The organism is Marinobacter sp. KMM 10035, assembly GCF_046537445.1.
In the GTDB taxonomy this organism is placed as follows: Bacteria; Pseudomonadota; Gammaproteobacteria; order Pseudomonadales; family Oleiphilaceae; genus Marinobacter; species Marinobacter sediminicola.
This window is the reverse complement of record NZ_JBBVMG010000001.1, coordinates 1468267-1493043: the sequence shown is the minus strand read 5'-3', so window position 1 is coordinate 1493043 and position 24777 is coordinate 1468267. Positions and strand designations below refer to the sequence as shown.

Here is a 24777-nt window from a genome sequence, read left to right as displayed (position 1 = left end):
TGCCTCAGAAGCCGTAAAGCAAGGTGATCGCCGTTTCGGTATCTGTGGACTCTACACCCGCAGGCGCATCGGAAACGTGCTTCAACCGATAGGCTGCTTTCATTGACAAGTTGCCGACCAGGTTGGCCTTGATAGCCGTTTCTGACTGGCTGATCACGTTGTTCTCATCGAGTCCGATTTCCGTGCTCAGCTTTTGGTGAAACAGCGCATTCTCTGAGAGCGCGTAGTTGAATTGAGCCGCCAGCCTCGCAATGGCCTCTTTCTCGACGTCTTCGCCGTCGGCGTTCAATACTTCCAGCTTGTTATATCGGTAACCAGCACCGGCCGAGAGATCGAGGAACGAACGCTCACCCCGCTGCCAAACCCGGTTTCCATAACCGGTAGTAGCCGTGGATTCGAAATCATAGCCGGAAAAGCGATCTTTCTCATAAGTGCCGCGCAAAAACCAATACTGGCTTTCATCAAACTTGTAATTGGTTTCCAAGGCTGCCTTATACTTCTCGGCTGTGGTTTGATCGGCACCTGTGGTTTCGTTTTGGGATTCAGAGTAGTTAGAGCTGAAATCAGCAATATTGCGCCAGTCTATTACCTCATGCACCAACCCAAGGCGCCCGTTGATGTTGGTTTCTTCGGTATTACCAGAAGTCATAAGCACACCGAGCTCTGCCTCGCCTTCCCAGTTTTTGGCATCCTGGCCGTAGGCCAGTGGCGCAGCTGTGATGGCAATAACGGCAACGGTTTTCTTAAAACTCATGAAATCTCCTTGAATAGTCAGTTCAGGCGCATGAACAAATATTAAGGAGCGGGGGCGTTTGAACGCTCACCTTTCAAGCTTTTTTTGGCCTGGCGCTCCCGTTCTGACTTCTTGCGCGCTTTGCGTTCGGCAATTACCCGAGCGGCGTCGCCACCCACATGTGCCTCTCCCCGAGCCTCGGCCAGTCGCATCTGAAGCTCTCGCTCCGCGAAGCGTGCCTTCTGCTCGTCACTCAGGGAATCAATACACCTGTGGCAGCTCACGCCTTGTGCATAGTTCGGGTGCTCTTTATCAGCCTCGGTAATCGGCCGACGGCAGGCATGACACTGGTCATAACCGCCGCGCTCCAAACGATGATTGACCGTCACCCGGTCGTCAAATACAAAACATTCACCTTTCCAGAGGCTCTGCTCTTCCGGCACATCTTCCAGATACTTTAAAATGCCGCCTTTAAGGTGATAAACCTCTTCAAAACCCTGCTCTCTCAGGTAAGCCGTGGACTTTTCACAACGAATGCCACCGGTGCAGAACATGGCCACTTTTTTATGCTTCGCCGGGTCGAGGTTCTGCTTCACGTATTCCGGAAACTCGCGAAAGGTGTCCGTGGCGGGGTTAATGGCGTGCTCGAAAGTACCAATTTCCACTTCATACTGGTTGCGGGTGTCTACAAGAAGCACATCGGGGTCTGAAATCAACGCGTTCCATTCAGCCGGCTCCACGTAGGTGCCCACAATGCGCTTCGGGTCGATGCCATCAACGCCCATGGTGACAATCTCTTTTTTGAGTTTCACTTTGGTACGTTTGAAGGGCTGAATATCTACGTAGGACTCTTTGTAATCAATACCGTCAAAGCGATCATCTGCGTTCAGCCAGGCTTGCACAGCATCAATCCCGCTCCGGCTTCCGGCGATGGTGCCATTAATACCTTCACGGGCCAGCAACAAAGTGCCGTGCACACCGTTAGCTTGCATGATATCCAGCAGTGGGTGGCGAAGGGTTTTGTAATCATTCAGAACGGCGAACTTATAGAGCGCGCACACAACAACGTTGTTGCTCATGGGGAGTCTCCTGCAGGCCGGATCGTAAATCCGGAGCATCAGTGTGTTTATCTGGAAGGTTCAAGCCAGAGAGGGCGAAGATTCTAACCCACTCAGGCTTTTGTTCAAGTCAGGGCTGGCCGAAGCCAGCATCAGGCAGTTACTTTTCAGCGTTGGCGAGCTCCCGCTCAACAATCGCAGAAAGCTGGCCCCAACCCGGGCGAGTCAGGCGAATGTTATCCACCAGCACGGTGGGCGTACTGGTCACTTGCAGTTGCATCGCTGCGCGACGGCTCGCTTCGATCATTTCCCGATGCAATTCGGTTGTCATGCAACGGCGTAAACGGCGCTCTTCAAGCCCAAGATCCTTACCATAACGCGTAAAGGTGGCCACTGGGTCGTTGGAGCCACTCCATTCGCTTTGTGAATCGTAGAGGCGCTCATGCATCTCCCAGTATGCACCCTGATCGCCGGCGCAGCGGGCAGCCTGGGCTGCTGGAAACGCATTCTGGTGCTGTTGCAAGGGAAGGTCGAAATACACAAAACGGACTTTCCCTGCCTCCACATATTCCTGCTTCAAACGCTTGCTGGCTGGGGCAAACAGGCCGCAGGCCGGGCACTGATAATCGGCAAACTCACGCACAACCACCGGAGCGTCGTCAGCACCGACAGAAACACCATACTGATCCAACTCCGCCGGGAAGGCTTCCGCGTTAGGCGCAGCAACAGGCAACTCATCTGAGTTTGGCGTCGGGGCGGCTGTCAGGAAAAAGGCACCAGTAACAATCGCAGCCAGAGCCAACACACTCACCACAATAACCAGCGGCTTTTTCGACTGGGTTTGCCGGGGTGGCGGTGCACCGGTTTCTTTACGACGTTTTGCTTCACCCATGTTTAACTCCTTTTATTTTGCAGAGGTAACCTGATAATTGTTAGCAGGCGAACATTCCCACAATCACTCAGGCAGGCTAAGATCCTCTATATCCTACATAAGTTCCAATATAAATTAAGGAGATCTCATGCCACTTCCAGCCTTCCGTGCGGATTCTTTAAGCCTGCCACTCATTGCCGCCCCCATGTTTCTGATATCCGGCCCTGAACTGGCACTTGCGTGCTGTCGCGAGGGCATTGTTGGGAGTTTCCCCGCTCTGAACCAACGCACAAGCGAAGGCTTTGAAGAGTGGCTGGTTCAGATGAACGAAGGCCTCGGCAAACTGAAAGACGCACAGCCGGATGCCAATATTGCTCCTTATGCAGTCAACCTGATTGTACATCGCTCCAACCCTCGCTGGCAGGCCGATCTGGAACTTTGTGTAAAGCACCAGGTGCCCATCATCATTACCTCGCTAGGGGCTGCCAGCCAGGTGGTAGAGGCCGTGCATAGCTATGGCGGCGTGGTGTTCCACGATGTAACCAATCAGAAGCATGCTCGTAAAGCTGCCGAGGCTGGAGTGGATGGTGTTATTGCGGTATCTGCCGGTGCCGGTGGTCATGCGGGCACCACCAACCCGTTTGTTCTGGTTCACGAAATCCGGGAGGTGTTTGATGGCACGGTTTTGCTCGCCGGTGGGCTTTCCCACGGTGAAGATATATTGGCGGCTCAAGCCTTGGGCGCAGATTTAGCCTACATGGGTACGCGCTTTATCAACACCACTGAATCAAACGCCGACGATGCCTACCGCGACATGATTATCGAGTCGGAATCCAGCGATATTATTCATACCCCGGCGGTTTCCGGTGTGCCGGCCAGTTTCATGAGGCAAAGCCTGGAAGCCGCCGGATTCGATATGGCCAAACTAAACCAGCCGGGTGAAATCAATTACGGTGAAAAACTGAAACCAATGGATGATGAAGCCAAAGCCTGGAAGACCGTTTGGTCCGCCGGCCAGGGTGTGAGCCAGATTACCGATGTGGTCAGCGTAGAGGCTCTGGTATCAAGGTTGAAGCAAGAATATCAAAGCGCGCGTGCGCGGCTTTGCACCTGATGCATCATTGAAAATGCCCCCGGTTCCGTTAAACACGGAACTGGGATGCATTGCTCTGAAGGGCCACCAGTAGTTCGCTGATTTCAAGACTGGCCGTATCGGAACGCTGGATGGCTTCCACAGTTACCTCAGCTGTATGCGCAATACCTTCCACACTTACACTCACCCTTTGTGCTTGCTGGCCCTCTTGCCCTGCCACAGATGCGATGTTCAGCGCCTGTTCCTGCAAGCTACTGAGTAGCTGATTGATCTGGTCAAAATGCTCATCGGCACGGCGAAACTCCGCAGACGATTCCACAACCTGCTCTGATACTTTGCCAATCACCGATACAGCCTGTTTGCTGCCCTGCTGCAGTTGCGCAATGATGGCTTCAATTTCGGTAGTGGATGCTTGAGTTCGGCTTGCCAGAGTTCTCACCTCATCGGCAACAACAGCAAACCCACGGCCCGACTCACCCGCTCTGGCTGCTTCTATCGCCGCGTTAAGTGCCAGTAAGTTGGTCTGCTCCGCAATGGCGCCTATTACCGACAAAACCGACGTAATTTGTGTGCTTTGCTTATCCAGTGCACTGACGGCTTCCACGGCCCGCTGTACATTGAGCACGACATCGTCGAGGCGCTTAAGGACATCCCGGGAGATAGCCGCTGTTGCATCACTCTCAGCGCTAACACTTCGTACTGCTCCGGCTACTTCCTGAATATTCTGTGCAACTCCCTCAATGCTGTGGGACATGGCCGCCATGGTTTCAGATACGTCCACAACTTCCTGCTGCTGTGTACTGACTGCTGCAACCGCATCCCGGCTGACCTCACCCTGTGCCCGAGCCTTTCCGACAGCGACCTCCGCCGAATTTTTAACATCGGTAACCAACTCCTGAATGCGGGCAATAAACTGGTTAACACCTCGAGCCATCTCCGTCAGCTCATCATTGCCTTTCAGGTTCACCCGGCGAGTCAGGTCTGCCTCCCCATCGGCAATGCCGCGGATGGCGGAATTCAGGCGCAGAACCCTCGGCAACACGCTCCCTCCAAGCACCGCTGCCACCAGAATCAGAAGAACAACCATGGAGCTAACCGCAACCAGTGTCAGGCTCGACGACAAGCCTGCTGCTTCGCGGCGAAGGGCATCAACTGTCTTGCTGATATGGGATTGCGCGCCGGCTCCAATATCTGTCAGTTGCTGCTGAAGCCTCTGGTTAACCTGATCGGTTTCAGCCTCAAGGGTTTTCCTTGAGGCATCAATGCTGCTGGCAAGGGCAGCACTGAACTCTGCTTTTAAAGACGCAAGGTCGCGATTAATACCATCCAATGCCAACCCGATTTTCAGCTGCCCAATCGCCGAACCTTTTGGTTTGATGTCTGCCGTTATAATGACAACATTCGGATCACGGCTTGCAGCGTCCAACACCCGATTGGCCGCACCGCCCCCGTCACCTTGTTCCATCAGAGCGAGCACCCGTTCATCGGTACGATCAACGTAGCGGGTCATGCGTTTACCGTACTGGTCAAAATAGATAGCGAAGAGCACAGACTCCCGGGCGTCTGCCAGTTCCACGAGCTCGGTCAACCGTGGAATATCCCTGTCCCAGATCAGTGGTGCAGCAACCGCCGCCAGTACATCTGCCAGCCCTTGCGCCTCTGCCATAACAGCATTGCGGACATTCTCCGCCACGCGTTCCTGCTGCTGGCTCTGCTGGAGGGTTAGTTCTTCAGTCAGCTCCCTTACGCTTTCTTCGCGCATGGCTTGCAAGCGCAGGCGAACATCGTCGCGGGTAGTTTCAAAGGATTCACTGAGCTGATCGCTGCTGGTTTCAAGTGCGGAGCCGGCGGTGTCTATCAAGCGCTCAACCTGATTTGTGACCAACCACTGACTGATAAAAACCTGTGCCAGTCCAGCCACCACCAGAACAATAAACACTGGCCGAAACAGCCTGCTGGTGAACAAATTTTTCAAGAAACGAGAGGCCATACACCAATCCCTCAACATGCTACTCCGGCGAGCGGGGTATCTTTATTTTTGTCATTTAGATGCTTCTTTATAACAGTTGTAGCAAAGCAGACGACAAAGGGGGACTTCTTTATGCAGGGATTTGTTGCAGAGGGTAAAACAGGTGGGGTTCAAGAGGGGCGCCCCGGCGGTTTTCCGGGGCGAATAACAGGCCAATACTACGACCTAAAGGAATTCAATCCAGCTCGACACTGAGTGCTTCGTATTGGTCAGTAGTACTGGCTTTTCGCCTATATTCAACCTCAAGCACCACTTGTCTCCCTTCATCAAACAAGGCGTCCAACTCTGCTCTGTCAGTTCCGTCAAACACGTCATCGCTGGCATCTATTCGCAAACCAAGAATCCTGATCGTCGTGGGAGTCAGGTTCTCCCTGGTTAAAGCACCCTTGATCTCAAACTCCCCGGGATCTCCTGAAGACTCCCGTTCAATCTGAGTGGCTTCCATATATACGCTACCGTTGCTGTCATCTTTCTGCAGTCCGGTCACTTCTACATAGACATTTTGATCGCCAGGCACCAAGTCGTTAATCGTCAGCGGCTCGTCAGCATCATCATCTGTAATGATCGTTCTGGATGTTATGACAATTCGCACCCCTCCTAGCGTCAAGCTGTTCGAGCTTAGCTCTACCGCACCAACCACTCCTTTGATTTCAGCATTACCATCCCGAGCTTCAATTTCGGTAGCTCGAACCAGATTGCCAGAAACAAAGTCGCCCTCAACCTGCACAAGCAAGCCTTCTTTGAGTTCTCCGAGCGTTACATCATCCAGCTCCGTGCTACCTGTCACCTGTATCATCAATCCGTTCAGCCCGAAGGTTCTGTCTACCTCGTTATAGGTTGATGATATCGGCCCTGCTATCTCTATATCTTCGCCGACCGGACGATAGCGTCGAAAATCATCGAACTGAATCCTTGTCGCAACAATCGCGCCTCCAACTGACGCCTTATCACCTTCCACCTCAAAATAGACTCCAGGCTTCAAATCTTCAGCGGATAGCCCTTGGGCAAAGCTGCGGTCATCAAACATGATTACAACACCATTCATGGTGAACCGGTCAGTTTCGACAGAGTCCGCATCAACCCGGCCTTCCAGCTCTACGGGGTCAGCACCGTGAAGCTCTGGATTGAAGCCGTTATTGAAGCCAATATAGCTGGCTCGGTATACGCCGTTTGACTGCCGCCAAGCACTGATTCGAACAAAGTCGTTGTTAGCCAGAGTTGCAAGCGTCCTGCCTTTCAAAACAGTTTGTCTGTCGGCGACAACCTGCTGCCCATATATTTCAAATGTAATTGAATCGCCCGTCGCCCCCCGTACCAGATTGGATACATCACCGCGTAAGGTGTCGTCATATTCCATGGACTCTGCAGCTCCGGTGCCATCAAGACGCCACTGCCCTTCAATTCGCAGAATCATGCCTTCATTAAGATCGCCTTCCGTATCAATCCCATCATTGCTTTCTACTTTCGCGTTGAGAATAGAATCAGTAAAAAACTCAACGCCATTCACAAACACGCTACCAAACCCCGATACCGGCCCCACGCTGGACCCGGTGCCGCGAATGCCACCATCCGCTACTTTAAACTCACTACCACAGGCGGAGAACAGCCCGAGAGTCAAGAGAGCCGCCAGTGCAGTCAATAAACGTTTGCGGGATATCGGTTTCATTGTGCTCACCATTTTGGAAAGGCCTGTTGCATCACAATTTCGGACGCCTTATCAAGTATCATCGCTGTACCGCCGCCCCGCGTTCTCGCCGGGTCTATGCTTTTGGCGTCTGATTCCAGGCGAAACCTCAAAGCTGGGCACATCCTGTATGTAGGTACTGCGCCTGAGAAGTATTTGCCCGCTATCCAGCTGCTCAACCACGCCTTTACGTAGCAGCTCGTTTAGAACCACAGAAGAGGAAAGCCCGGGATTAACCGCCTGCACCAGCTGGCTGAACGAAGGTTCTTTCAGATGATTCATCGACAGCAGCACCGGGTGCAGATTTTCATCAAGAAATCCAAGCGCACTGATCCAATGCCTGACGACTTCACGACTTGGAGAAGACAATATAGTGCTGGCAAGCTCGGTAGGCTCCCAGCGACACACAAACTTAGGCTGGCTGCTGGAATTCATAAAGCCCTCTCACTTTTAGAGCCGAGTGGAGATGTTTCTGCAACAGTAACTTCTTCAAAAAAGAAAACACTGACGCCTGTTCTATAGGAGTCCTGAGGTGAGCCCGCTGTCTGGTTGCCCGAGACATCGCGGTCTTTTGGACCCAGCCAGGAGTCCAACTGCTCCAGCATTTTCTGGGATTGCTCTGCCGCGTGCGCGCGCCATGCCTCCATCACTTCCGGTGGAATGTTGTTATACGTCAGCGTGCGCTGGAACAAAGGCCGTTGACTGCCAGCGTTGCAGACCAGGTTATGATCCACCGTCGCTATAAGGTCTGATACATCCTCACCAAAGATCTGGAGCATTTCCTGACTGTCTCCGACCGGCACATAAGCTCTTTGCGTAAGAGTCAAATTGCCGGTGTCACTATCTACAGACACCACCCCAACCCTTAACAGCTCATCCAGCACAGAACGCGGGGGCATATCTCCACTGTACTTTTTTGCCAGTTCGCTAAAACTCAATGCCCCATCAAAAGGCAATATAGCGGGCTCTCCTGCAGCGCTCTGAAACTTGGCATCATGCACCCAACCAGACACTACGCGAGATGCCCGGTTGGCATGCAGCACTTCAGATTTCCCTATGTGCTGGCCCGCAAGAATCTCCCGCTGACGTTTAACTTCTTTGCGCGTTAACCCCGTCATAACCGCCGCACCCGAATCGGTAGGCTTGCGCCGTTCACCCGGGAAGTCCTCCAGCGCTGCTTCCACATAAGCTCGCTTGACCAGTTCGGCAAACTCACCATAGGGAATGCCGTTGCGCAGCAACAACCTCGCAAGAGGTCGCAGAATGCGGAACAGGGCCTGGTGCAATGAGTTGGAGAGGGCTTCTTTCATGATTGGGATTATATTCCCATTTTTAGTCGCAGGCCAGACCTTCTGTTTTATCAGCTAGTCTGGCCCGGTTTACTATTGGTGATACCCGCGCTTAATCGTCGGCTTCAATCTTTACGATGCGGTACTGACCGTTCACTTCTTCAAAATCAATTTCAACGTCGTCGCCTACCTGGAAGCCAGCCAGGTCAAGATCAGTCTGAAGTTCCAGCCCCATAACGGTGACCGTTGTATCGGTGAGGCTGCTGATTTTGCCTTCCAATTCCAACTCACCTCCGTCATCACGCTCAATATAAAAAGCAATCAAACCGCCGCCGTTTTCCGCCGTTTCCCTACCTTCAATTTCGAGATAATCGCCAAGGTTCAGGCCTTCAAGATCCTGGTTGCGCATAACGACAGATTCTTGAGCGTCTTCGGTGTCTTCGTCTTCAATCAGTGTGCTATCAGTCAATGTGACCCGCACGCCGCTGACCATCAAGACTTCCCCACCCTGCTCTTTGCTTTCGATAAAGCCTGACAGTTGGGCATCGCCATCACGGGTTTCAATTTCTTCGGCAACGATGATCCCGTTGCGGTATTCACCCTCTACTTTGATTTCCGCGCCCTCAGTAAGCTGCTCAACGGTAATATCATCATCAAAGTCAGTATCGTCGGTGAGCTGAATAAGTGTTCCGTTGAGGTAGAACTGCCCGGTTTCTGAATCGTAAGCCGAGGTAATCGCCCCGGAGATTTCGACGTCTTCATCCTCCTCGAACATATCGTCTTCGAATTCAATCTCGAAGGCGGTCAGCTTGCCATTCTCCAGCTTGCCTTCAACTTCAACGATCACACCGTCTGCAAGATCTCCCGCAGTACCGCCATCAAACGTTGCTGACTGGTAGTTGACAACCAGACCATTTATTTCAAAAGTATCTACGCCAAGGTTTGAAACAGCGCCCTCTACCTCCACTTCATAACGCCCATATGGCCAAGGCGCACTAGCGTCCATCACACCCACAAAACTTGCCTGAAACTCGCCATTGGCCAAGCGATAACCACTAATGCGAACATGATAGTCATCCGTGGTGCTCTCCACGCCGGCTTTTAGCTCCACTGGCGTTGCGCCTTTAAACACTGTGCGGTTGTTGATCGCTATATTTTGTTTGGCGACGACAATAACGCCGGTTTTCGTTAATTCATCCCAGGTGATTGAGTCAACCGGGCCACGCAGGGTGTCGTCGTAATAAATATACTGCGCCTCGCCCTCGCCATCGCGCCCCCAAGTGCCGGTTACCTTCAGAATCATGCCTTTTTCCAGCTGCGTCTCCCGCTCTATGCCGTCGTCGCCTCGGTACTGCGCATTGTTAATCTGAAAATGTGTGCCGTTAACGTACACGCTACCAAATCCGGAAACCGGGCCCATGCTGCTGCCATTAGAACCGGCAGTCGTTGTGCCCGAATCAGAACCGCCACCGCACGCTGCCAAAGATCCCAGAACCGCGCCTGCGATGGTCATTTTAATTGCTGAATAGAGTGTGTTCCGCTTCATTGCTTTTCTCCCGGACCGACAACGGCCAATGCTGCTCTGTAATACATCGCGACGAATTGGGATTAAATTCCCAAGAATATAATTGGGAATTTAATCCCAACCGAACAACTTGTCCAGAAAAAGACTCAAAAAACTTATGAACTTTCAGACAGAACCTGCGTAACGTTATGACCACTGACCAAAAAGTGAGGAGAGATGATGTTGGGATTTCTAAAGGGCGATCCGAAGAAAAAACTACAGAAGGCGTACGAAGCAAAGCTGGAGAAAGCGCTGCAGGCGCAGCGTAATGGGGATCTGAGGAGCCACGGCACCCTAACGGAGGAGGCAGAAAAGATTTACGCCGAGATCAAGGCGCTCGACGAAAACCGATAACCCGGGGGTTAGCAACGCACCACATTACTCGTCTGTCAGTTGCTGCAACTGATGGCTAAGACGCGCCACCTCGCGGCGCATGTCCTGAACCTCATCAAGAAGCTCCAGTGACATCGCAAGGCCCGGCAGGTTCATCTTCAAGTCCCGCTGCAAGCGTCTGGCTTTATGCAGCCGGGCGAGTGCTGCCACATCAAACAACCATTGGCGCGCCTCTGCAGCCGGTTCTAGCGGTGCAATAATGCCGTAGTTCACCAGTTTGATGACAAACTCAGCGTGACACTCACCTCGTTCGCACACTTCGTGAAGGGTAAAGGTGCTGCCATTTTCATCCATTACTTGAACGGTCAGAATACTGTTTCTATCACTCATCCTTTACTCTCCCCTTCACAGATGGAGTTTGCTGCGTGGGTTGAATGCCTTCTCGGCCTCTGCAAGTTGCTCGTATAGCTTTTCTGCTTCTGCAGAGTGCTGCTCCGGTATTGCGATTTGCAGCACAACGATCTGATCACCTGGATGTTTGCCCGGTAGCCCCTTGCCTTTGAGGCGGAGCTTGCGCCCGGATGAGGTTCCCTTGGGTACCTTCACATTCACCTTTGAGCCCACAGTCGGTACGGTGATGGTCGCACCCAGTGCTGCCTCCCATGGTGCCACCGGCACGGTCACAACCACATCCCGCCCCTCCACACTGAATAATGGGTGCGGCGCCAATTCAATCTCTATCAGCAAGTCACCTGGCGCAGCACCACCAGAGCCCGGAGACCCTTGGCCTTTCAGGCGCAAATGCTGGCCTTCGCGCATTCCAGCGGGGATTTTCACCTTCAGTGTTTTCTGTCGCGCTATAACACGGCCATGCTCGTCGGCTTCATGCACCGCAAAGGAAACCTGCTTTTCGGTTCCATTAAACACTTCCTCAAGGAACAGCGCTAACCGTGCATGAACGTCCTCACCACGCATCCGCATGCTCTGCCGGAAACCGCCAGCACCAGGGCCAGACCCACCGCCAAACATCTGCTCAAAAAAATCGCTGAATTGCCGTGAATCTGCATCGGTGTATCCACCACCACCAAACCCTGAGGCACTCTGCCATCCGGGAGGCGGCTGGAAAGATCCATCAGGCTGCGCACCGTATTTTCGAAGCTGATCGTATTCCGCGCGTTTTTCCGGGTCTTTCAGTACTTCGTAGGCTTCGCCAAGGTCTTTGAACTTCTCATCGGCGTTGTCCTCTTTACTGACATCCGGATGATACTTTCGTGCCAGCTTTCGGTAGGATTTTTTGATTTCCTCGGGGGAGGCAGACTCGCTCACACCAAGCACGGCGTAATAGTCTTTGAAGTCCATTGAACTCCTCGCATCTGATTAAAAATTGCTCTCTGGTTATATATGATTGGCGCAAACACTGGAAATACAAGCTCAGCCCCGCGCTTTCGTAAAGGGTGTAGTACCCTTATGAGTAGCCTCACTATAAACCTTAGCTTAATACCATTATCGAGAAAGGATCTTATGCCTGACAAGCCACCCAAGCCCGTATCCGCTTCTGCCATTGAGAAGCACGTGTACAAGGTTTTCCCCAATGACATGAACTCTCACGAAACTGTGTTCGGTGGCATGATCATGGCAAAATGCGACCGCCTGGCACTGGTGGTGGCCGAGCGCCATTCCACCTGTGTTTGTGTGACCGCTGCAGTGGATTCCATCCATTTTCGCGCCCCCGCGAAAGGCAACGACACCTTGCTGTTCAGTTTAGCTCTGAATCGCAGTTGGGGCTCATCTATGGAAATCGGCGCCAAGGTTGTGGCGGAGAACAGTTACACTGGCGAAACACGACATATCCTTTCGGCCTTCTTCACTTTTGTGGCGCTGGACGAGAACGACAAACCTGTAGATGTGCCTGCCGTTATTCCCGAAAACGCCAAACAGAGACAGCGTTTTGAGAACGCCGAGATTCGCCGCGAGGGGCGCCTGAAGACCCGAGCCGAGCTGGCAAAAGTGACCGATGACGATAGGGATTAACCGGGCTGAGATTCTGTAGAGTGCTGGGCTATGATAGGGTCTCGCATATTCAAACCACCCTACCTGTTTTACTTAGGAGAACTCCATGATCTGGACAGTGTATCTCTCTGGCGAAATTCACACTGATTGGCGTGAGCAGATTCAGGCCGGGGCAGAAGCCGCTGGCTTGCCGGTGGAATTTACTGCGCCTGTTACCAATCACGAAGCCAGCGATGCAGCGGGCGACATGCTGGGTAAACCGGAAGTGGCATTCTGGCGTGATCACCAGTCATCCAAAGTAAACGGCATTCGCACCAAAACGCTGCTGGAGCAGTGCGATTTGGCAGTGATTCGTTTTGGTGACAAGTACAAGCAGTGGAACGCAGCCTTTGATGCCGGCTTCTGCGCGGCTATGGGCACGCCCTATGTAACCCTGCATAACGACGACATTATCCACCCGCTGAAGGAAGTAGACGCATCCGCCATGGCGTGGGCGCAAACTCCTGAGCAGGTGGTCGAGATTCTGAAGTACGTTACAACCGCACAGTAAGAGCTCAAAACATCTGGCGAAGAGTCAAGCCAATGACTACTTCGCCAGATGCCCTACATAGGCAGCAACAAACGCTGCCTCCTGAAACACCTTCAACCCTGTTGCTGCAAAAGGAATGGGCATCGGCTTGGCAGACAGTGTCGCTTTGATGGTTGCAGATGAAAGCAACTCCACCTCAACATCCGCCTCCGACATCAACTGAAGAGCCGCTTCCATTTTGAAACTGATGGCACCACCGGCAAACTTGCCTTTGGGCATGCGCTCTTTGATCGCCACTTTTTTCACATCGTGTTCTGCCAGAAATTTCGCAAAAGACGCCTGAAATTCCTGCAGATCCCTGCGAGTGTGGTTCTTCTTCAGGGTGATCCTGCGAACATTGCTCTCAGGCAGGGTGAACTGCCCACCATCCAGACTCAGCAAACACACAACGGCGTCGCTTCCACTGAGCTCAACACCACAAATAAGCATGGGCACTCCTTTTTCGGTGAATAAGGATTTCTGTGTATCAGGCACAGCACTTTTTGAATTTTTTCCCACTGCCACAACTGCAGGGGTCGTTTCGGGAAGGCGTTTTGGCCTGGGTGACAGTGCCGCCCTTATTCAAGATGGCGGTAAGCTCCGTTATGGATTCAACGGCATCCTCACGGGCATCAACGGTAATGTCGGCGTGCAACTGGGCTTCAGCCACCAGCGCCTCAACCTCTTGCTTGCGCTCCTCACTGGTTACAACCAGTTGCAGTGGAAACTTCTTGCTACCGCTTTTTTGACTGGCGTTAGTTTTGAAACCGCCGTAGGCCGTGTGATGCTGCCGTGCGTCCTGCCGGCCTTTGAAAAAAAACTTATCAGACATGCTGAAACCCTGATGAATTAATAGAGGGGCTATTTGCTATTGAGCAAGGCCGCCACCGAGACGGCCATCTTTTAGCATGCTTGCAAGATAGGTTATATAGCGGATTAGAGAAATACTGAAACCTACACCGCTTGCGTACCATGCCACACAGGCAGCGCCATATCCTCCGGCTCCTCGTTAGGGCCGCCAGTCCGGCTTTTAAACGCACCTTCTTCAATGGGTACGCGAAACAGGGCCGTTGCTTTACGCTCCTTGACACTGGGCGCGCGCACCTGATCCCATCGACCCGGCGAAAGCTGGTTGATAACAGCCTTGAACGCCTCATCGAATGCAACGTCATCCAGCACGCGCTGGGCCTTTCCGAACAGCACCAGTGATGAGTAATTTGCGCTGTGGTGATAGGCCGATTTACTCATCACCCACTCCTCCGTTACTGCAAAAGAAATACACAGCTGCGCACCGGATTCCAGCCGCTTGCACACGCGGCCACCGCTCAAGCTATGCAAATACAAATCATCCCCCAGCCGCCACGCAGTCAGTGGAATAATTCTGGGCTCCCCATCTTCCACGAACCCAACGTGGGCCGTCTTTAAACGGTCTATCAGCGCGTATGCCTCCGCACGCTCATAGCTTGCACGTTTGGCGGCCCGCTTCACCTGGCTGCGCGGGCAACATGAAAGGGAAGACATGGCAGAGGGGTCGGTTTCCTTCAAAGACATTATAGGTTCCTTTCGTTAAGTACCCCGCTATTAAAGAAAACATCTGATACCATCAAAAGATCCAGATTATGATTTTTAGTAGGGCCAGCCAAAGTGATTAAAGATATTCGTTTGGACTCCGCAACTCCGCTTCAACAACAACTGTACCGGCAGCTGTCCCAGCGGATTATCAACCAGCGTTACCTTCCCGGCAGCCAACTGCCATCCAGCAGGCAACTGGCAACCGATCTTGGGGTGAGCAGAAACACCGTGAACGCGGTTTATGACCAGCTTAAATCGGAAGGCTTTCTGCTAAGCCGTCCAGGCAAAGGGGTATTCGTTAATGAGGACATCCGCGCCAGCCTGAACACGCCTGATCAGGCGCCCTCGCACGCGCCCAGTAATGCTGAGCCACTGCCACCATTGCCCGTCGTGCCAAGACACAGTATGCGGCTAGGGGAAGACGCCAACCTGCCCTTTCAGCCGGGTCTGCCAGATCTGGATGCCTTCCCGATCCGCAGTTGGAACCGAATCCTGCATCATCAGGAAAGCCGCAGGCTACTCAGAGGGTACGACTGCATTCAAGGCTACCAACCCCTGAGAAAAGCCGTTGCAGAATATGCACGGGAGTCCCGCGGGGTGCGCTGCCACGAGCATCAAATCATCATTACCAACGGTGCGCAGCAGGCATTGTCTTTGATTGCAGATGTGCTGCTTCAAGCGGGTGATCGGGTGTTCTGTGAGAACCCGGGTTATCGCGGCGCCCGTTACGCGCTGGGGCGTTTTGGCAATCCAATATTGCCCGTGCCATTGAAGGGTCAGGTGTTGGATGTGGATGCACTCGCGGATATGGGCACTGCCAAACTGTTGTTCTGCACCCCTACCCACCAATATCCCATGGGCGGAATTCTGGATATTGCGCAGCGTATGGCACTGGTTCAATGGGCACAACGCAATCAGACCTGGATCGTTGAAGACGACTACGACAGCGAATTCCACTTTCACAACAAACCCTTCGCCGCTATTCAGGGGTTATTCGATAACACCCCCGTTTTGTACGTAGGCAGTTTCAGCAAAACCCTGCTTCCCGGCCTCCGAGTTGGGTATCTGGTTGTGCCCGAATCCATGGTGGAGGCGTTCCTGTGGGCCAAGCGAGTTACCGGCGGTGAAACACCACTGCTTGTTCAAGCGACCATAGCGGAATTCATCACAAGCGGGCAGTTCACCCGCCACCTGCGCCGCATGAGACAGCTCTATAAGGAGAAGTGGACGTACTTCCAAAAGCTTGTGTCCGAAGAGCTGGGCGAGCTGGTCACACCCGTGGCGGAGAGTGCCGGCATGCATCTGGTTCTGGAGGGCGATTTTGACGACGCCGACATCAGCCAAAGGCTCAGGGCCAAGGGCTTTGGCAGCACACCCTTGAGCGTTCATTTTATTGGGGAGGAAGCCCGAACCGGATTAGTAATGGGCTTTGCCAGCGCCAACGAGCGCGAGATCAAAGCCGCGGTACTGGCACTGAAGTCGCTCCTGCAAAAGCAGTGATGGTTTCGGACGCCAACTCACTTAGGCCTGAAGCAATCCGTGTAACTTTTGTCAGGTCTTGTCCTTTCGCATTTTTGATTCAAGCCGTTGGGTTTATGCTGAAAGGGCAAGTTATTTTGATGGCAAAGGAGTCAACATGACAGACCACATGCCGGATGATTTGTCCGCAGTTGGCCGCGATTTGAGGGCCTACACCGATGAACTGCGCCCCAAGCATCCTGTTGTTAGAAACATCAAAGGCGAATGGGTGCTGCTCCGGCATGCCGACGTTTTGGCTGCTGCCTTGGACCACGAGCGTTTCTCCAGCCAGGTTTCTCGCTATCTGCAAGTTCCGAACGGGCTTGATGGAAACGAACACACACTCTACCGAAATGTGATTGAGCGGTATCTCACCCGGGAAGCAGTGGAGCCATTCGTTCCGGTTTTCATACGCATCGCTCGCCAGTTGGTGGCGGAGCTACCGAGGGGTGAAGTGCTGGATGCTGTAAGCGACATAGGTGCCGTGTTCGCCGTTCGCGCCCAGTGCGCCTGGCTGGGATGGCCGGCAGAGTTAGAGCCAAAACTGCTGGCATGGATGAAAGCAAACCATGCCGCCACCCGCTCTGGCGACAATGTTCTGATGGCAGATGTTGCCGAGCAGTTTGATGAGATTATTCGTTCAGTTATCCAGCCTCGGCGTGCTGCTGGCGCAAGTGCTCCCGACGATCTGACTACAAGACTGTGCCGCGAGACGGTGAATGGGCGCCCACTGACAGAGGCGGAGCTGGTTTCCATTCTGCGCAACTGGACAGGCGGAGATTTGGGTTCCATCGCTCTCTGTGTTGGCGTACTCATCGCCCATCTGGTTCAACATCCTGAGCTTGCTGAGCGGATACGAGGCGCTTCAAATACAGAAGTAGAAGCGATCATTGATGAAATCCTTCGTCTCGACAACCCGTTCGTATCCAACCGGCGGGTAACTACCTGCCCCGTTCATATCGGTGGCCGTGATATTCCGAGCGGAGCAAAAATCAAGTTGAACTGGACATCCGCCAATCGCGATGAATCTGTCTTCGACAACAGCCGGTTTGATCCTGAAGGCAACGCAGCGAATAACCTGCTCTATGGAGCCGGCAAGCACGTGTGCCCAGGCAGACTGCTAGCCACTTGGGAATTGCGCATCGCGCTGCAAACCATAATCACTTCAGTACAGGCAATTGATTTGATACCCGGCGAGCCACCAGAACGGGAAGTGGCACCAGTGGGTGGGTACCACCGAGTGCCGGTGGTGCTAAGGTGACGCATCCTGCACAAGGCAGTTAATCAGCGTAATGGACACATCCCGAAAAACAGCATCTGACGCTACAACGCTCGGAAAGCCGCCATAAACGCTGCGCCGGCATGTTGAGGTCCGTGTTTTTGCCTGCTTAATGCAGGCAGCATTGGCGTCAGCCCCCTTTGCCTTGCCTGTTGCCTGCTCACACAGCGACGGCAGCTGGGTATTCAGCCAATCCACCGTTGTGCTGAGTTTTACGGGGTTCGCCTGGAGGTTGGTAAACCGGCTTGCATCAACCGCTTGTGGCTGCTCGCGGGTTTGATCCCAAAGCACAAATGCCAGAGCAGCCAAAACCAGAATGACGGTAACAGTGGGGAATTTCATATGTGCCTCACGTCGTTGGTAGCGGATTTATTCCGGGGGGCGCATGTTCCGTCGATGTCTCGCTATGTTTCAGCAAGTTCAAGCCAACAGGAAACAGGTTCCTTGTCGATATCTTGTCATTATCGACAAGGGAATCCATGCAATCGCGAGTGCACACGTAAAGATTTCCCTTTCTCTTGGGCAACGACTTTCCCTTGCTCAAGCAGGTTTTGAAAACCTTAGCCTCTTGCTTTAACTGCAACACCAAAGGCAAATGCCTGTAGGTGCCAGGAACCGTATATTTAACCCTCACAAAGAACTCTGGCTGATAGAGGTAGAGAGGGTTTATCACCAAGCCGAGCAGCTTGTTCTCTCGCAGTACTCCCCCATCCGATTCCAACTCCTTCAGGCTGACACTATTACCTATGGTTTGATCCACAACCTCATCAAAAAGCTCTGTATCAACCATGTCCTTTAAGGTCACATCCTCTCTGTACAAATTCGGGAACAGGTCTATTGTGCCGGCAAAAGAATGTTGAATTTTATCTTTGGCCGCTGCGTCTGCACTTAGTCGGGCCTGAAGAATATACAACGGATCTTCCCCTTCGATGGCAATCTCGACGATGCCCGTTATCCCGATGGGGTTAGGCAATAAGTCGAAAAACTCCATGCTCCCGACTTTCGAAAATTCACTGGATGCATAGTGTCTTTCAATATCAGCCGAGAGCAGACTTCTCAGGGTTTTCTCGTTCACTTTTGTTGTTGTATCACTACTCGAAAGCGGATAATCCGGGAAATAATGAGTGAATGTAATATCAAAAAACGAGGTACTTGAGCAGTTCACCTTCAGAATTCCGGATTCAAGCGACAAACCGTCAATTGAAAATTTCGGAACATCGAGTGAACCGTAGTGCGTTCTAAAATAATCATCCTTATTAAAATCGACCCATTTCAACAGAGTTTCAATCTCTCTTGGCTGGTTGTAAAAGTCATGTCTGTTGAACTGAACCTTAACCTCGGAGAAGTTCATATTTATTGGAACAACCGTGCCTATTTGAAGGTTGTCTTTTTCAATTATTCGCCCTTTCTCATCATTATGCAGAGACCTGACAACCAGGAAAAACACTGTTATCAGGAAAACTATCCCTATATCGACAAAGAACGTAAATATGTTCGAAGCCAAGCCATAGAACGCGCCGCGATCATATATTTCGTAAATAACGTAAAAAACAAATGCCAGATACGCGAGAGAGAAAAATATCGCCTTCTTTTTATTAGTTTTGACGAGGTAAAAGAACTCATACTTAAAGGAAAGATTATCAACGACTCTTTTTATACTTCTCTTCATGCGTTACAACATCCTTAGCTTTCAGGAAACCATTCGGGCACTACCTGGAGGTCTGTTTATTAAATATGGCGGTGCGCAGAGAAGAAACGAATATTGTTTCTGCCCATGCTTTTCGCGGCATACATTGCGGTGTCCGCATTTCTGATGAGTTCAACAGCGGTGTCGCCATCCGCAGGGTACATCGAAATTCCTATGGACACACCGATTTGGAATGCCTTTCCATGAACCATTATTGGCTCATTGATTGAGCTGACGATACGGTTGGCAACGTCGCAAATTTCGCCTTCTTGCTGTGGGCAGTTGAGGATAAATATGAACTCGTCGCCACCAACACGGGCCACGGTATCGGATCTTCGAACCAGTGTAAGCAGCTTGCCCGCCACATCTTTCAATAGATCATCGCCTACGTGATGCCCAAGCTGATCGTTAACGAGCTTAAAACCATCAAGATCCAGGAACATGAGCGCAAAATGGGTCTTGTCCCTCTCGGCACTGAGTAGTTTTTGGTCGATCCGATCCATCAACAGAGTGCGATTCGGCAGGTCGGTTAAGGCATCGTGAAAGGCCAGATGCTTTATATGTTCGTCCTTGCGCCAAAGAGTTGTAATGTCACTGAACACGGAAACGTAGCGCACAGGCTCACCGGACTCATCGGGCACCATGCTGATCGTCATGCGCTGCAGGTATAGCTCGCCATCTTTACGGCGGTTCCATATTTCCCCATGCCAGCGTCCATCTGCTTTAATCGTCTCCCACATGGCGGCGTAAAAGGCTTGGTCATGCTGTTTTGATTGCAGAATTCGAGGAGTTTGGCCAACAGCGTCTTCTTCTGCATAGCCTGTAATTTCAATAAAACCCGGATTTACAGACAAGATAGTTCCGTGAATATCCGTAATCAGAACACCGTCCGGCATGCTCTCGAACACACAAGCAGCCAGTTTTAGCTTCGCTTCAACTTCCTTGAGCACCGTTACTTCACTGGCCTGAATGGCAAACCCTTTGACCACGCCATCGGAATCAAAATCAGGAATATAGTGGCCAATGATATGACCAAGGCTACCATCGGCCTTTTTCAGGGTACGCTCAAAACGCTGAGTCTCGCCAGCCAATACTGCCCGAATATGAGGCTCATTCAGCGCAAACAGCTGCTCGCTGACCAAATCCTGAAAGCGGATGCCGATTACATCCTCAGGTGGTATTCCATACCATGCACTGAATGCATTATTGGCATACCTGCAACGTAAATCTGTGCCCCAATAACCCATCATATTGGGTGTGCTATCCACAATAGTTTTTAGATATTGCTCGCCCGCGATAGTGGCGGGATTTGCACTCTGCCCTTTGATGTTTTTCTTTCTCATGGGCTACCACTAGACATATATGCTTGCATTCCAGAAAAGGGATTGACCGTTATGCACTCTGCTGTGCCGGTAAATTTAACACAGTCTGGCTGATTTTCTTCATTGCCCAAAGCGCTGTAACTGCATTTCTTGCAGACGGCTCAAAGTGCGACGAAACGGAAAGGCGAGCGCCCCGGTGCTATAGAGTTCTTTCAGAGGCACCGCGGCATCCAGATACAGAGGAATCCCCCGGTCGTAACATTCGTCGACCAAAGCGATAAATCTTCGCACGCCGTCATCTTGATGAGTAAGTGCAGCCAGCTGACGATCCCCTGCCTCTACCTGGGTTACTCCATCCTCGGTGCCACGGGCAATTGCGGCTTGCATAGACCCGCCGCTTAATTGTGGCACATCACCTAAAAAAACATGGGAGAAACGATCACACAGATCGATAAAGTCCTGGGACGCCAGCTTCTGTTCGCACAATTCGTGATAACGACACCACAACAGATGCTCGCTGCGCAGCACTACGTTGATCTCTCGATGCCCAAGAGCAACAGGCTCTCTAATCGGTTGCTCGTTCTCACCAAGCAATTCAGCAAATGCAGCCTCCAGAGATTGGGGCTGGTTAACCCAATAACGCTGCCGAAGCTCCCCTGGATGAAGCCGATGATCCTCGCCACCATCAACGCTCAATACCTGCATATGCCCCTTGAGCGCGGCAATGGCCGGCAACAGGCGCTCACGGTTAAAGCCGTCTTTATACAAATCATCGGGCGGCTGGTTGGACGTCGCCACCAAAACCAATCCTTGAGCCAAAAGTTGCTGAAACAAACCTCCAAGCAACACAGCATCGCCAATATCGCTGACAAACAGTTCATCGAGGCACAGCACTCGAACTTCAGCTGCCAACTCCTGCGCGAGCAGGTTGAGAGGATCCTCTTGCCCGGTCAATTGAAACAGGCGTTGATGTACCCAGCGTATGAAATGATGAAAATGCTGGCGCCGAGCCGGCACGGTTAGCGCTTGGTAAAAGCGGTCCATTAACCAGGTTTTGCCCCGACCAACAGGCCCCCACAAATACACGCCCCGAATATCGCCAGCGCCTGCCTGCAATTCCTCATAGCAGCGCTGCAAACTTCTGGCAGCCTGATCTTGGGCAGGATCTCTTTTAAAACCGGAATCTAATGCTTGTTGATAGGCTGCGTAGGGTGGAATAGCCTGAGTAACAGAGGAGCCTGCATTCATTGAGCGGGAGCTTCCACTGTCGCAACAGAAGGCTGCCTACCCTTAACATTTTGCTTGTACCAACGGCGCCCCAACACCCCGTGTAAATGCCATGAAAATGCTGGAATCAGTCCACGGCGGCGCAGCCAGAATCGATCAGGCACTGGCGCTGCTGGCTCAATTTCCTGCATGCAGATTTCAGCTAGCACAACTCCCGGGCCTTGCTCGTATGTTCGATGAGCAATCAGCTTACCTTGGCCATCAATAACGGCGGCCTGGCCTTCGAGGTGCCCACGATAAGTTAAGGGCAACCCCGGCATGGGGCAGCTAAAATCGTTACAGTGTGACGCATGAATAATTGGAGCGCCTACTAGCCGCGCGGTGTCTTGCACGGTCTTCAGGCTATTCTCCCGGTTGGCGGGTTCCAGCCATGAATAAAGCACCGGCCAATTTTCAGGAATGCTCCACCAATGGGAGCCGCCAATGATGACATCCACCTTGCCCCGCAAACGCCTGGACGTTGCTGTACGCAAAAACTCCCAGCAAACAGCTGTGCCTACGCGAACACCATCAATTACACCAAGCTCACCCGTATCTCCGGCATCACCACCTTCGTAAAAGGCGCTCTCCCACATGGTCGGGAGATCCTTATCGTGATGCCCAACAAGCTCGCCGCGGTTATAACACTGGTACCGGTTACGCACGCTGCCGTCTGCTAGCCGGCACAAAAAAGAACCTCCCAGCACAACCTTGTGCTGGGAGGAAAGGCTTTGTAGCAATTGTGCAGAAGGGCCATTTTCATCTTCAATGGCGTTAACAAGAGAGGGCTGCCAGGACACCCCGGTATTAAAGAACTCCGGCAACGCAATCCATTGAGCACCTGCCTGGCAGGCATCTTCAACCAGAGCCTTGCAGCGGGCCAGGTTGTACTGCGTGTCACCTATGCAGGTATCCACCTGCAACGCTGCAACTCGGGTTGTCAAAACATCATTCATAAAAGCATCAAATCGGATAACGTGAGATTACCGCCAAGTCGTGGCGGCCCGGAATATCATCTTTACGCACTGCCATCACTTTGGCACCTGAGCGAAGTGCCCGGCCAGCAATTTCATCAATTATCCCATAACTGGTGGCGTCTTCGTGAGAGCCAAAATCAACCTCTCCGGTTTCATCATCAACAAAGCCATCGACCACGCTGTCGATATCAATGAGCAAACGGTCGATTCCACCAAACGTTGCCAACCGGGCTGCATCGGAGATGTCTGTAGTTGATCGATTCTGCCCAGCCCGCTCGTCGAACAGCCGGTGAAAATCCTTGATCTGGCCCGCGTAGTGGGCATCCAGCACCGGCCTTGCCGCGCTTGCCAACTCCGCATTGCTTAGGTGCTCCGGGTTGCCGGCAATAGCGTCAGGAAGCGCAGGAATTGCGCTCAAGGACCGAAATAGTGCCTCCAACGGCTTCGCCGAAGCAAGGATGAGCGGGCGGTCCGAGCGCATTAGCACGGGGCGCAACACACTGTTGATCCTGCGCACATAACGTGCCAGATAAGAGCCATGCTCTTGGGCGCCATGCCTGTGGCCAGTACCCGTGTAGTTCTTGATGGTCGCGTCACCCACTACGGAGGTAAGATCCTCCGGCATATCCGCCACTGAGACCTCTCGCGCTGGCAAGTCTGCGGACACTTCTATCAATCTCACTGCGTTCTCTGAAAGAGCCAAAATATGTGCCGTATGCGGGAAAGTTACCGCACGCAGCAGCGGCTTGAGATGGAAACGGTCAGATACCTCAACGATATCTTTTAGTTTGTTGGCCATCCGGTAGGTATGTAATGTCTCCGGCGTAGCCAGAATTGCGAGACTGTTTGCCTGATGACTCCAGAAATCCAGATCGGCCGTCAGATCATCAAACTGTTCCTGCAGCAACGCAATGCGCCGCTTGTCCAGGCCTTTGGCCTCCAGTTGACTCACAGCTTTTTTGACCAGATTGCCGAGATTGATTCGGCTCGCTTCAACTTCGCGACTAAGCGGTGTAGTCGGCAGGTATATCGAGATGGCCGCATCAGTGCGAACCAGGTTGAGGTCGCCAATTTCCTTGGCGCTTGGCATGTCTACGTAGTACATAGAAAAACCTCCTGCAAGTTCAAAACTTTGGCCGGGCGGGATCGCCCGTACCAGTTCGAACAATCCATTCGGATCTTTACTGGGCGGTTATACCGCCATCCACTACAAATTCAGAGCCTGTGGAGTAGCTTGATTCATCTGATGCCAGAAACAGTATCAGGCTTGAGACCTCTTCAGATTTAGCCAAGCGCTTTAAGGGGATATGTTTCGCGAACTCTTCAACAGCGGCTTTGGTGTCGCCTTGCATAATCATGGGGGTTTCTATCACACCCGGGTGCACAGAGTTCACTCTGATACCGGACGACGCAACCTCCAGAGCCGCTGCTTTTGTCATACCGCGTACGGCAAACTTGGAATCGGTATAGCCAATGGCTCCACCCACCAAACCATTGATGGACGACACGTTCACGATCGAGCCGCCGCCGGCTTTTTTCATTGAGGGAACAACAGCTTTCATCCCCAAAAATACAGACACCTGGTTAATATCCAGTACGCGGCGGTAATCTTCCAGAGATGTATCCAAAAGTGATTTCGCCATCGTTATGCCAGCATTATTTACCAGCACGTCCACTGGTCCAAACTGCTCCTCAGTTGTACTGACAACGCGAGCCCAGTCTGATTCGCTGGTCACATTCTGCTTCACAAACAGAGCGTTTTCGCCCAGTTCCGCTGCCAAGGCCTGACCCTTCTCTTCATTCAAATCGGTCAAAACAACCTTGGCGCCCTCTCTGATAAAAACGCGGGCGTGGGACGCCCCCATTCCTTGGGCTGCACCGGTCACAATCGCAACCTTACCTTTCAAACGATCCATCTTAATCC

General features: G+C 52.4%; 26 protein-coding genes. 6 read left to right on the top strand and 20 right to left on the bottom strand.

Translation table 11 applies throughout. The annotated features are described in order from the left end of the window. Positions 1–4 precede the first annotated feature (4 nt). The 3 genes from AADB16_RS06730 to AADB16_RS06720 form a co-directional block, all read right to left on the bottom strand. Complete coding sequence (locus AADB16_RS06730) at positions 5–754, bottom strand: YdiY family protein (protein WP_309043531.1); 750 nt, start codon at positions 752–754, stop codon at positions 5–7. 41 nt (positions 755–795) lie between these two features. Then, positions 796–1812 carry a rhodanese-related sulfurtransferase gene (locus AADB16_RS06725; protein ID WP_410802192.1) on the bottom strand — a complete coding sequence of 339 codons (1017 nt, stop codon included), beginning with the start codon at positions 1810–1812 and terminating at the stop codon, positions 796–798. A 139-nt stretch (positions 1813–1951) separates the two neighbouring features. Next, positions 1952–2683, bottom strand: a complete 732-nt coding sequence (locus tag AADB16_RS06720) for a DsbA family protein (protein ID WP_410802190.1) — start codon at positions 2681–2683, stop codon at positions 1952–1954. Positions 2684–2810: 127 nt separating this feature from the next. On the opposite strand from AADB16_RS06720, the gene AADB16_RS06715 reads away from it, so the two are divergent. After that, on the top strand, positions 2811–3776 hold the full coding sequence (locus AADB16_RS06715; RefSeq protein ID WP_410802188.1) for an NAD(P)H-dependent flavin oxidoreductase: 966 nt from the start codon (positions 2811–2813) through the stop codon (positions 3774–3776). Positions 3777–3804: 28 nt separating this feature from the next. Here the strand turns inward: AADB16_RS06715 and AADB16_RS06710 are convergent, their stop codons facing one another. The 5 genes from AADB16_RS06710 to AADB16_RS06690 all read right to left on the bottom strand — a co-directional run bounded on the left by AADB16_RS06710 (position 3805) and on the right by AADB16_RS06690 (position 10303). After that, the gene (locus tag AADB16_RS06710) at positions 3805–5745 is read right to left on the bottom strand and encodes a methyl-accepting chemotaxis protein (RefSeq protein ID WP_410802187.1); all 1941 of its coding nucleotides are present in this window, start codon (positions 5743–5745) and stop codon (positions 3805–3807) included. A 214-nt stretch (positions 5746–5959) separates the two neighbouring features. Next, a complete protein-coding gene (locus AADB16_RS06705; protein WP_410802185.1) occupies positions 5960–7450 on the bottom strand; it encodes a DUF5666 domain-containing protein in 1491 nt (496 codons plus the stop codon). A gap of 51 nt (positions 7451–7501) precedes the next feature. Next, entirely contained in the window at positions 7502–7903 is a 402-nt protein-coding gene (locus AADB16_RS06700) for a DUF6502 family protein (RefSeq protein ID WP_410802183.1), read from the bottom strand. After that, complete coding sequence (locus tag AADB16_RS06695; RefSeq protein WP_410802182.1) at positions 7900–8778, bottom strand: DUF6502 family protein; 879 nt, start codon at positions 8776–8778, stop codon at positions 7900–7902. Before AADB16_RS06695 ends, AADB16_RS06700 begins: the two co-directional genes overlap by 4 nt. A 91-nt stretch (positions 8779–8869) precedes the next feature. Beyond that, positions 8870–10303: a DUF5666 domain-containing protein gene (locus AADB16_RS06690; protein WP_410802180.1), complete on the bottom strand. Its 1434-nt coding sequence runs from the start codon at positions 10301–10303 to the stop codon at positions 8870–8872. Positions 10304–10501: 198 nt separating this feature from the next. Between AADB16_RS06690 and AADB16_RS06685 the strand changes: the two genes are divergently transcribed. Further along, positions 10502–10675: a DUF6435 family protein gene (locus tag AADB16_RS06685; RefSeq protein WP_298448746.1), complete on the top strand. Its 174-nt coding sequence runs from the start codon at positions 10502–10504 to the stop codon at positions 10673–10675. A gap of 24 nt (positions 10676–10699) precedes the next feature. Here AADB16_RS06685 and AADB16_RS06680 read toward each other — a convergent pair whose 3' ends face one another. Then, a complete protein-coding gene (locus AADB16_RS06680; RefSeq protein ID WP_410802177.1) occupies positions 10700–11044 on the bottom strand; it encodes a chaperone modulator CbpM in 345 nt (114 codons plus the stop codon). Positions 11045–11059: 15 nt separating this feature from the next. Next, positions 11060–12013: a DnaJ C-terminal domain-containing protein gene (locus tag AADB16_RS06675; protein WP_410802176.1), complete on the bottom strand. Its 954-nt coding sequence runs from the start codon at positions 12011–12013 to the stop codon at positions 11060–11062. Between the two features lie 162 nt (positions 12014–12175). On the opposite strand from AADB16_RS06675, the gene AADB16_RS06670 reads away from it, so the two are divergent. Further along, entirely contained in the window at positions 12176–12685 is a 510-nt protein-coding gene (locus AADB16_RS06670; protein WP_309043542.1) for an acyl-CoA thioesterase, read from the top strand. Positions 12686–12770: 85 nt separating this feature from the next. After that, entirely contained in the window at positions 12771–13214 is a 444-nt protein-coding gene (locus AADB16_RS06665) for a YtoQ family protein (protein ID WP_144775306.1), read from the top strand. A 36-nt stretch (positions 13215–13250) separates the two neighbouring features. On the opposite strand, the gene AADB16_RS06660 is transcribed toward AADB16_RS06665, so the two are convergent. The 3 genes from AADB16_RS06660 to AADB16_RS06650 all read right to left on the bottom strand — a co-directional run bounded on the left by AADB16_RS06660 (position 13251) and on the right by AADB16_RS06650 (position 14783). Next, positions 13251–13682, bottom strand: a complete 432-nt coding sequence (locus tag AADB16_RS06660; RefSeq protein WP_200202745.1) for a DUF3010 family protein — start codon at positions 13680–13682, stop codon at positions 13251–13253. Between the two features lie 37 nt (positions 13683–13719). Continuing rightward, the gene (locus AADB16_RS06655) at positions 13720–14064 is read right to left on the bottom strand and encodes a PBPRA1643 family SWIM/SEC-C metal-binding motif protein (protein ID WP_410802173.1); all 345 of its coding nucleotides are present in this window, start codon (positions 14062–14064) and stop codon (positions 13720–13722) included. A gap of 122 nt (positions 14065–14186) precedes the next feature. Beyond that, the gene (locus AADB16_RS06650) at positions 14187–14783 is read right to left on the bottom strand and encodes a pyridoxamine 5'-phosphate oxidase family protein (RefSeq protein WP_410802171.1); all 597 of its coding nucleotides are present in this window, start codon (positions 14781–14783) and stop codon (positions 14187–14189) included. Between the two features lie 93 nt (positions 14784–14876). Here AADB16_RS06650 and AADB16_RS06645 point away from each other — a divergent pair, with 93 nt between their 5' ends. Beyond that, positions 14877–16304: a PLP-dependent aminotransferase family protein gene (locus AADB16_RS06645; protein ID WP_410802170.1), complete on the top strand. Its 1428-nt coding sequence runs from the start codon at positions 14877–14879 to the stop codon at positions 16302–16304. A 136-nt stretch (positions 16305–16440) separates the two neighbouring features. Then, on the top strand, positions 16441–17583 hold the full coding sequence (locus AADB16_RS06640) for a cytochrome P450 (protein WP_410802169.1): 1143 nt from the start codon (positions 16441–16443) through the stop codon (positions 17581–17583). On the opposite strand, the gene AADB16_RS06635 is transcribed toward AADB16_RS06640, so the two are convergent. The 7 genes from AADB16_RS06635 to AADB16_RS06605 form a co-directional block, all read right to left on the bottom strand. Further along, positions 17575–17943: a hypothetical protein gene (locus AADB16_RS06635; RefSeq protein WP_410802167.1), complete on the bottom strand. Its 369-nt coding sequence runs from the start codon at positions 17941–17943 to the stop codon at positions 17575–17577. The two genes, AADB16_RS06640 and AADB16_RS06635, sit on opposite strands and share 9 nt — an antisense overlap. A gap of 7 nt (positions 17944–17950) precedes the next feature. Then, positions 17951–19270, bottom strand: a complete 1320-nt coding sequence (locus AADB16_RS06630) for a hypothetical protein (protein ID WP_410802165.1) — start codon at positions 19268–19270, stop codon at positions 17951–17953. A gap of 59 nt (positions 19271–19329) precedes the next feature. After that, positions 19330–20631 (bottom strand): diguanylate cyclase domain-containing protein, encoded by a 1302-nt coding sequence (locus AADB16_RS06625; protein WP_410802163.1) that lies wholly within the window; start codon positions 20629–20631, stop codon positions 19330–19332. Positions 20632–20730: 99 nt separating this feature from the next. Beyond that, positions 20731–21858: a cell division protein ZapE gene (gene zapE, locus AADB16_RS06620; RefSeq protein ID WP_410802161.1), complete on the bottom strand. Its 1128-nt coding sequence runs from the start codon at positions 21856–21858 to the stop codon at positions 20731–20733. Further along, positions 21855–22832, bottom strand: a complete 978-nt coding sequence (locus AADB16_RS06615; protein WP_410802159.1) for a carbon-nitrogen hydrolase family protein — start codon at positions 22830–22832, stop codon at positions 21855–21857. The genes zapE and AADB16_RS06615 overlap by 4 nt, the downstream gene beginning before the upstream one ends. A gap of 7 nt (positions 22833–22839) precedes the next feature. Next, a complete protein-coding gene (locus AADB16_RS06610) occupies positions 22840–23958 on the bottom strand; it encodes a hypothetical protein (protein WP_410802157.1) in 1119 nt (372 codons plus the stop codon). A 76-nt stretch (positions 23959–24034) separates the two neighbouring features. Beyond that, complete coding sequence (locus AADB16_RS06605; RefSeq protein ID WP_410802155.1) at positions 24035–24769, bottom strand: glucose 1-dehydrogenase; 735 nt, start codon at positions 24767–24769, stop codon at positions 24035–24037. Positions 24770–24777 lie beyond the last annotated feature (8 nt).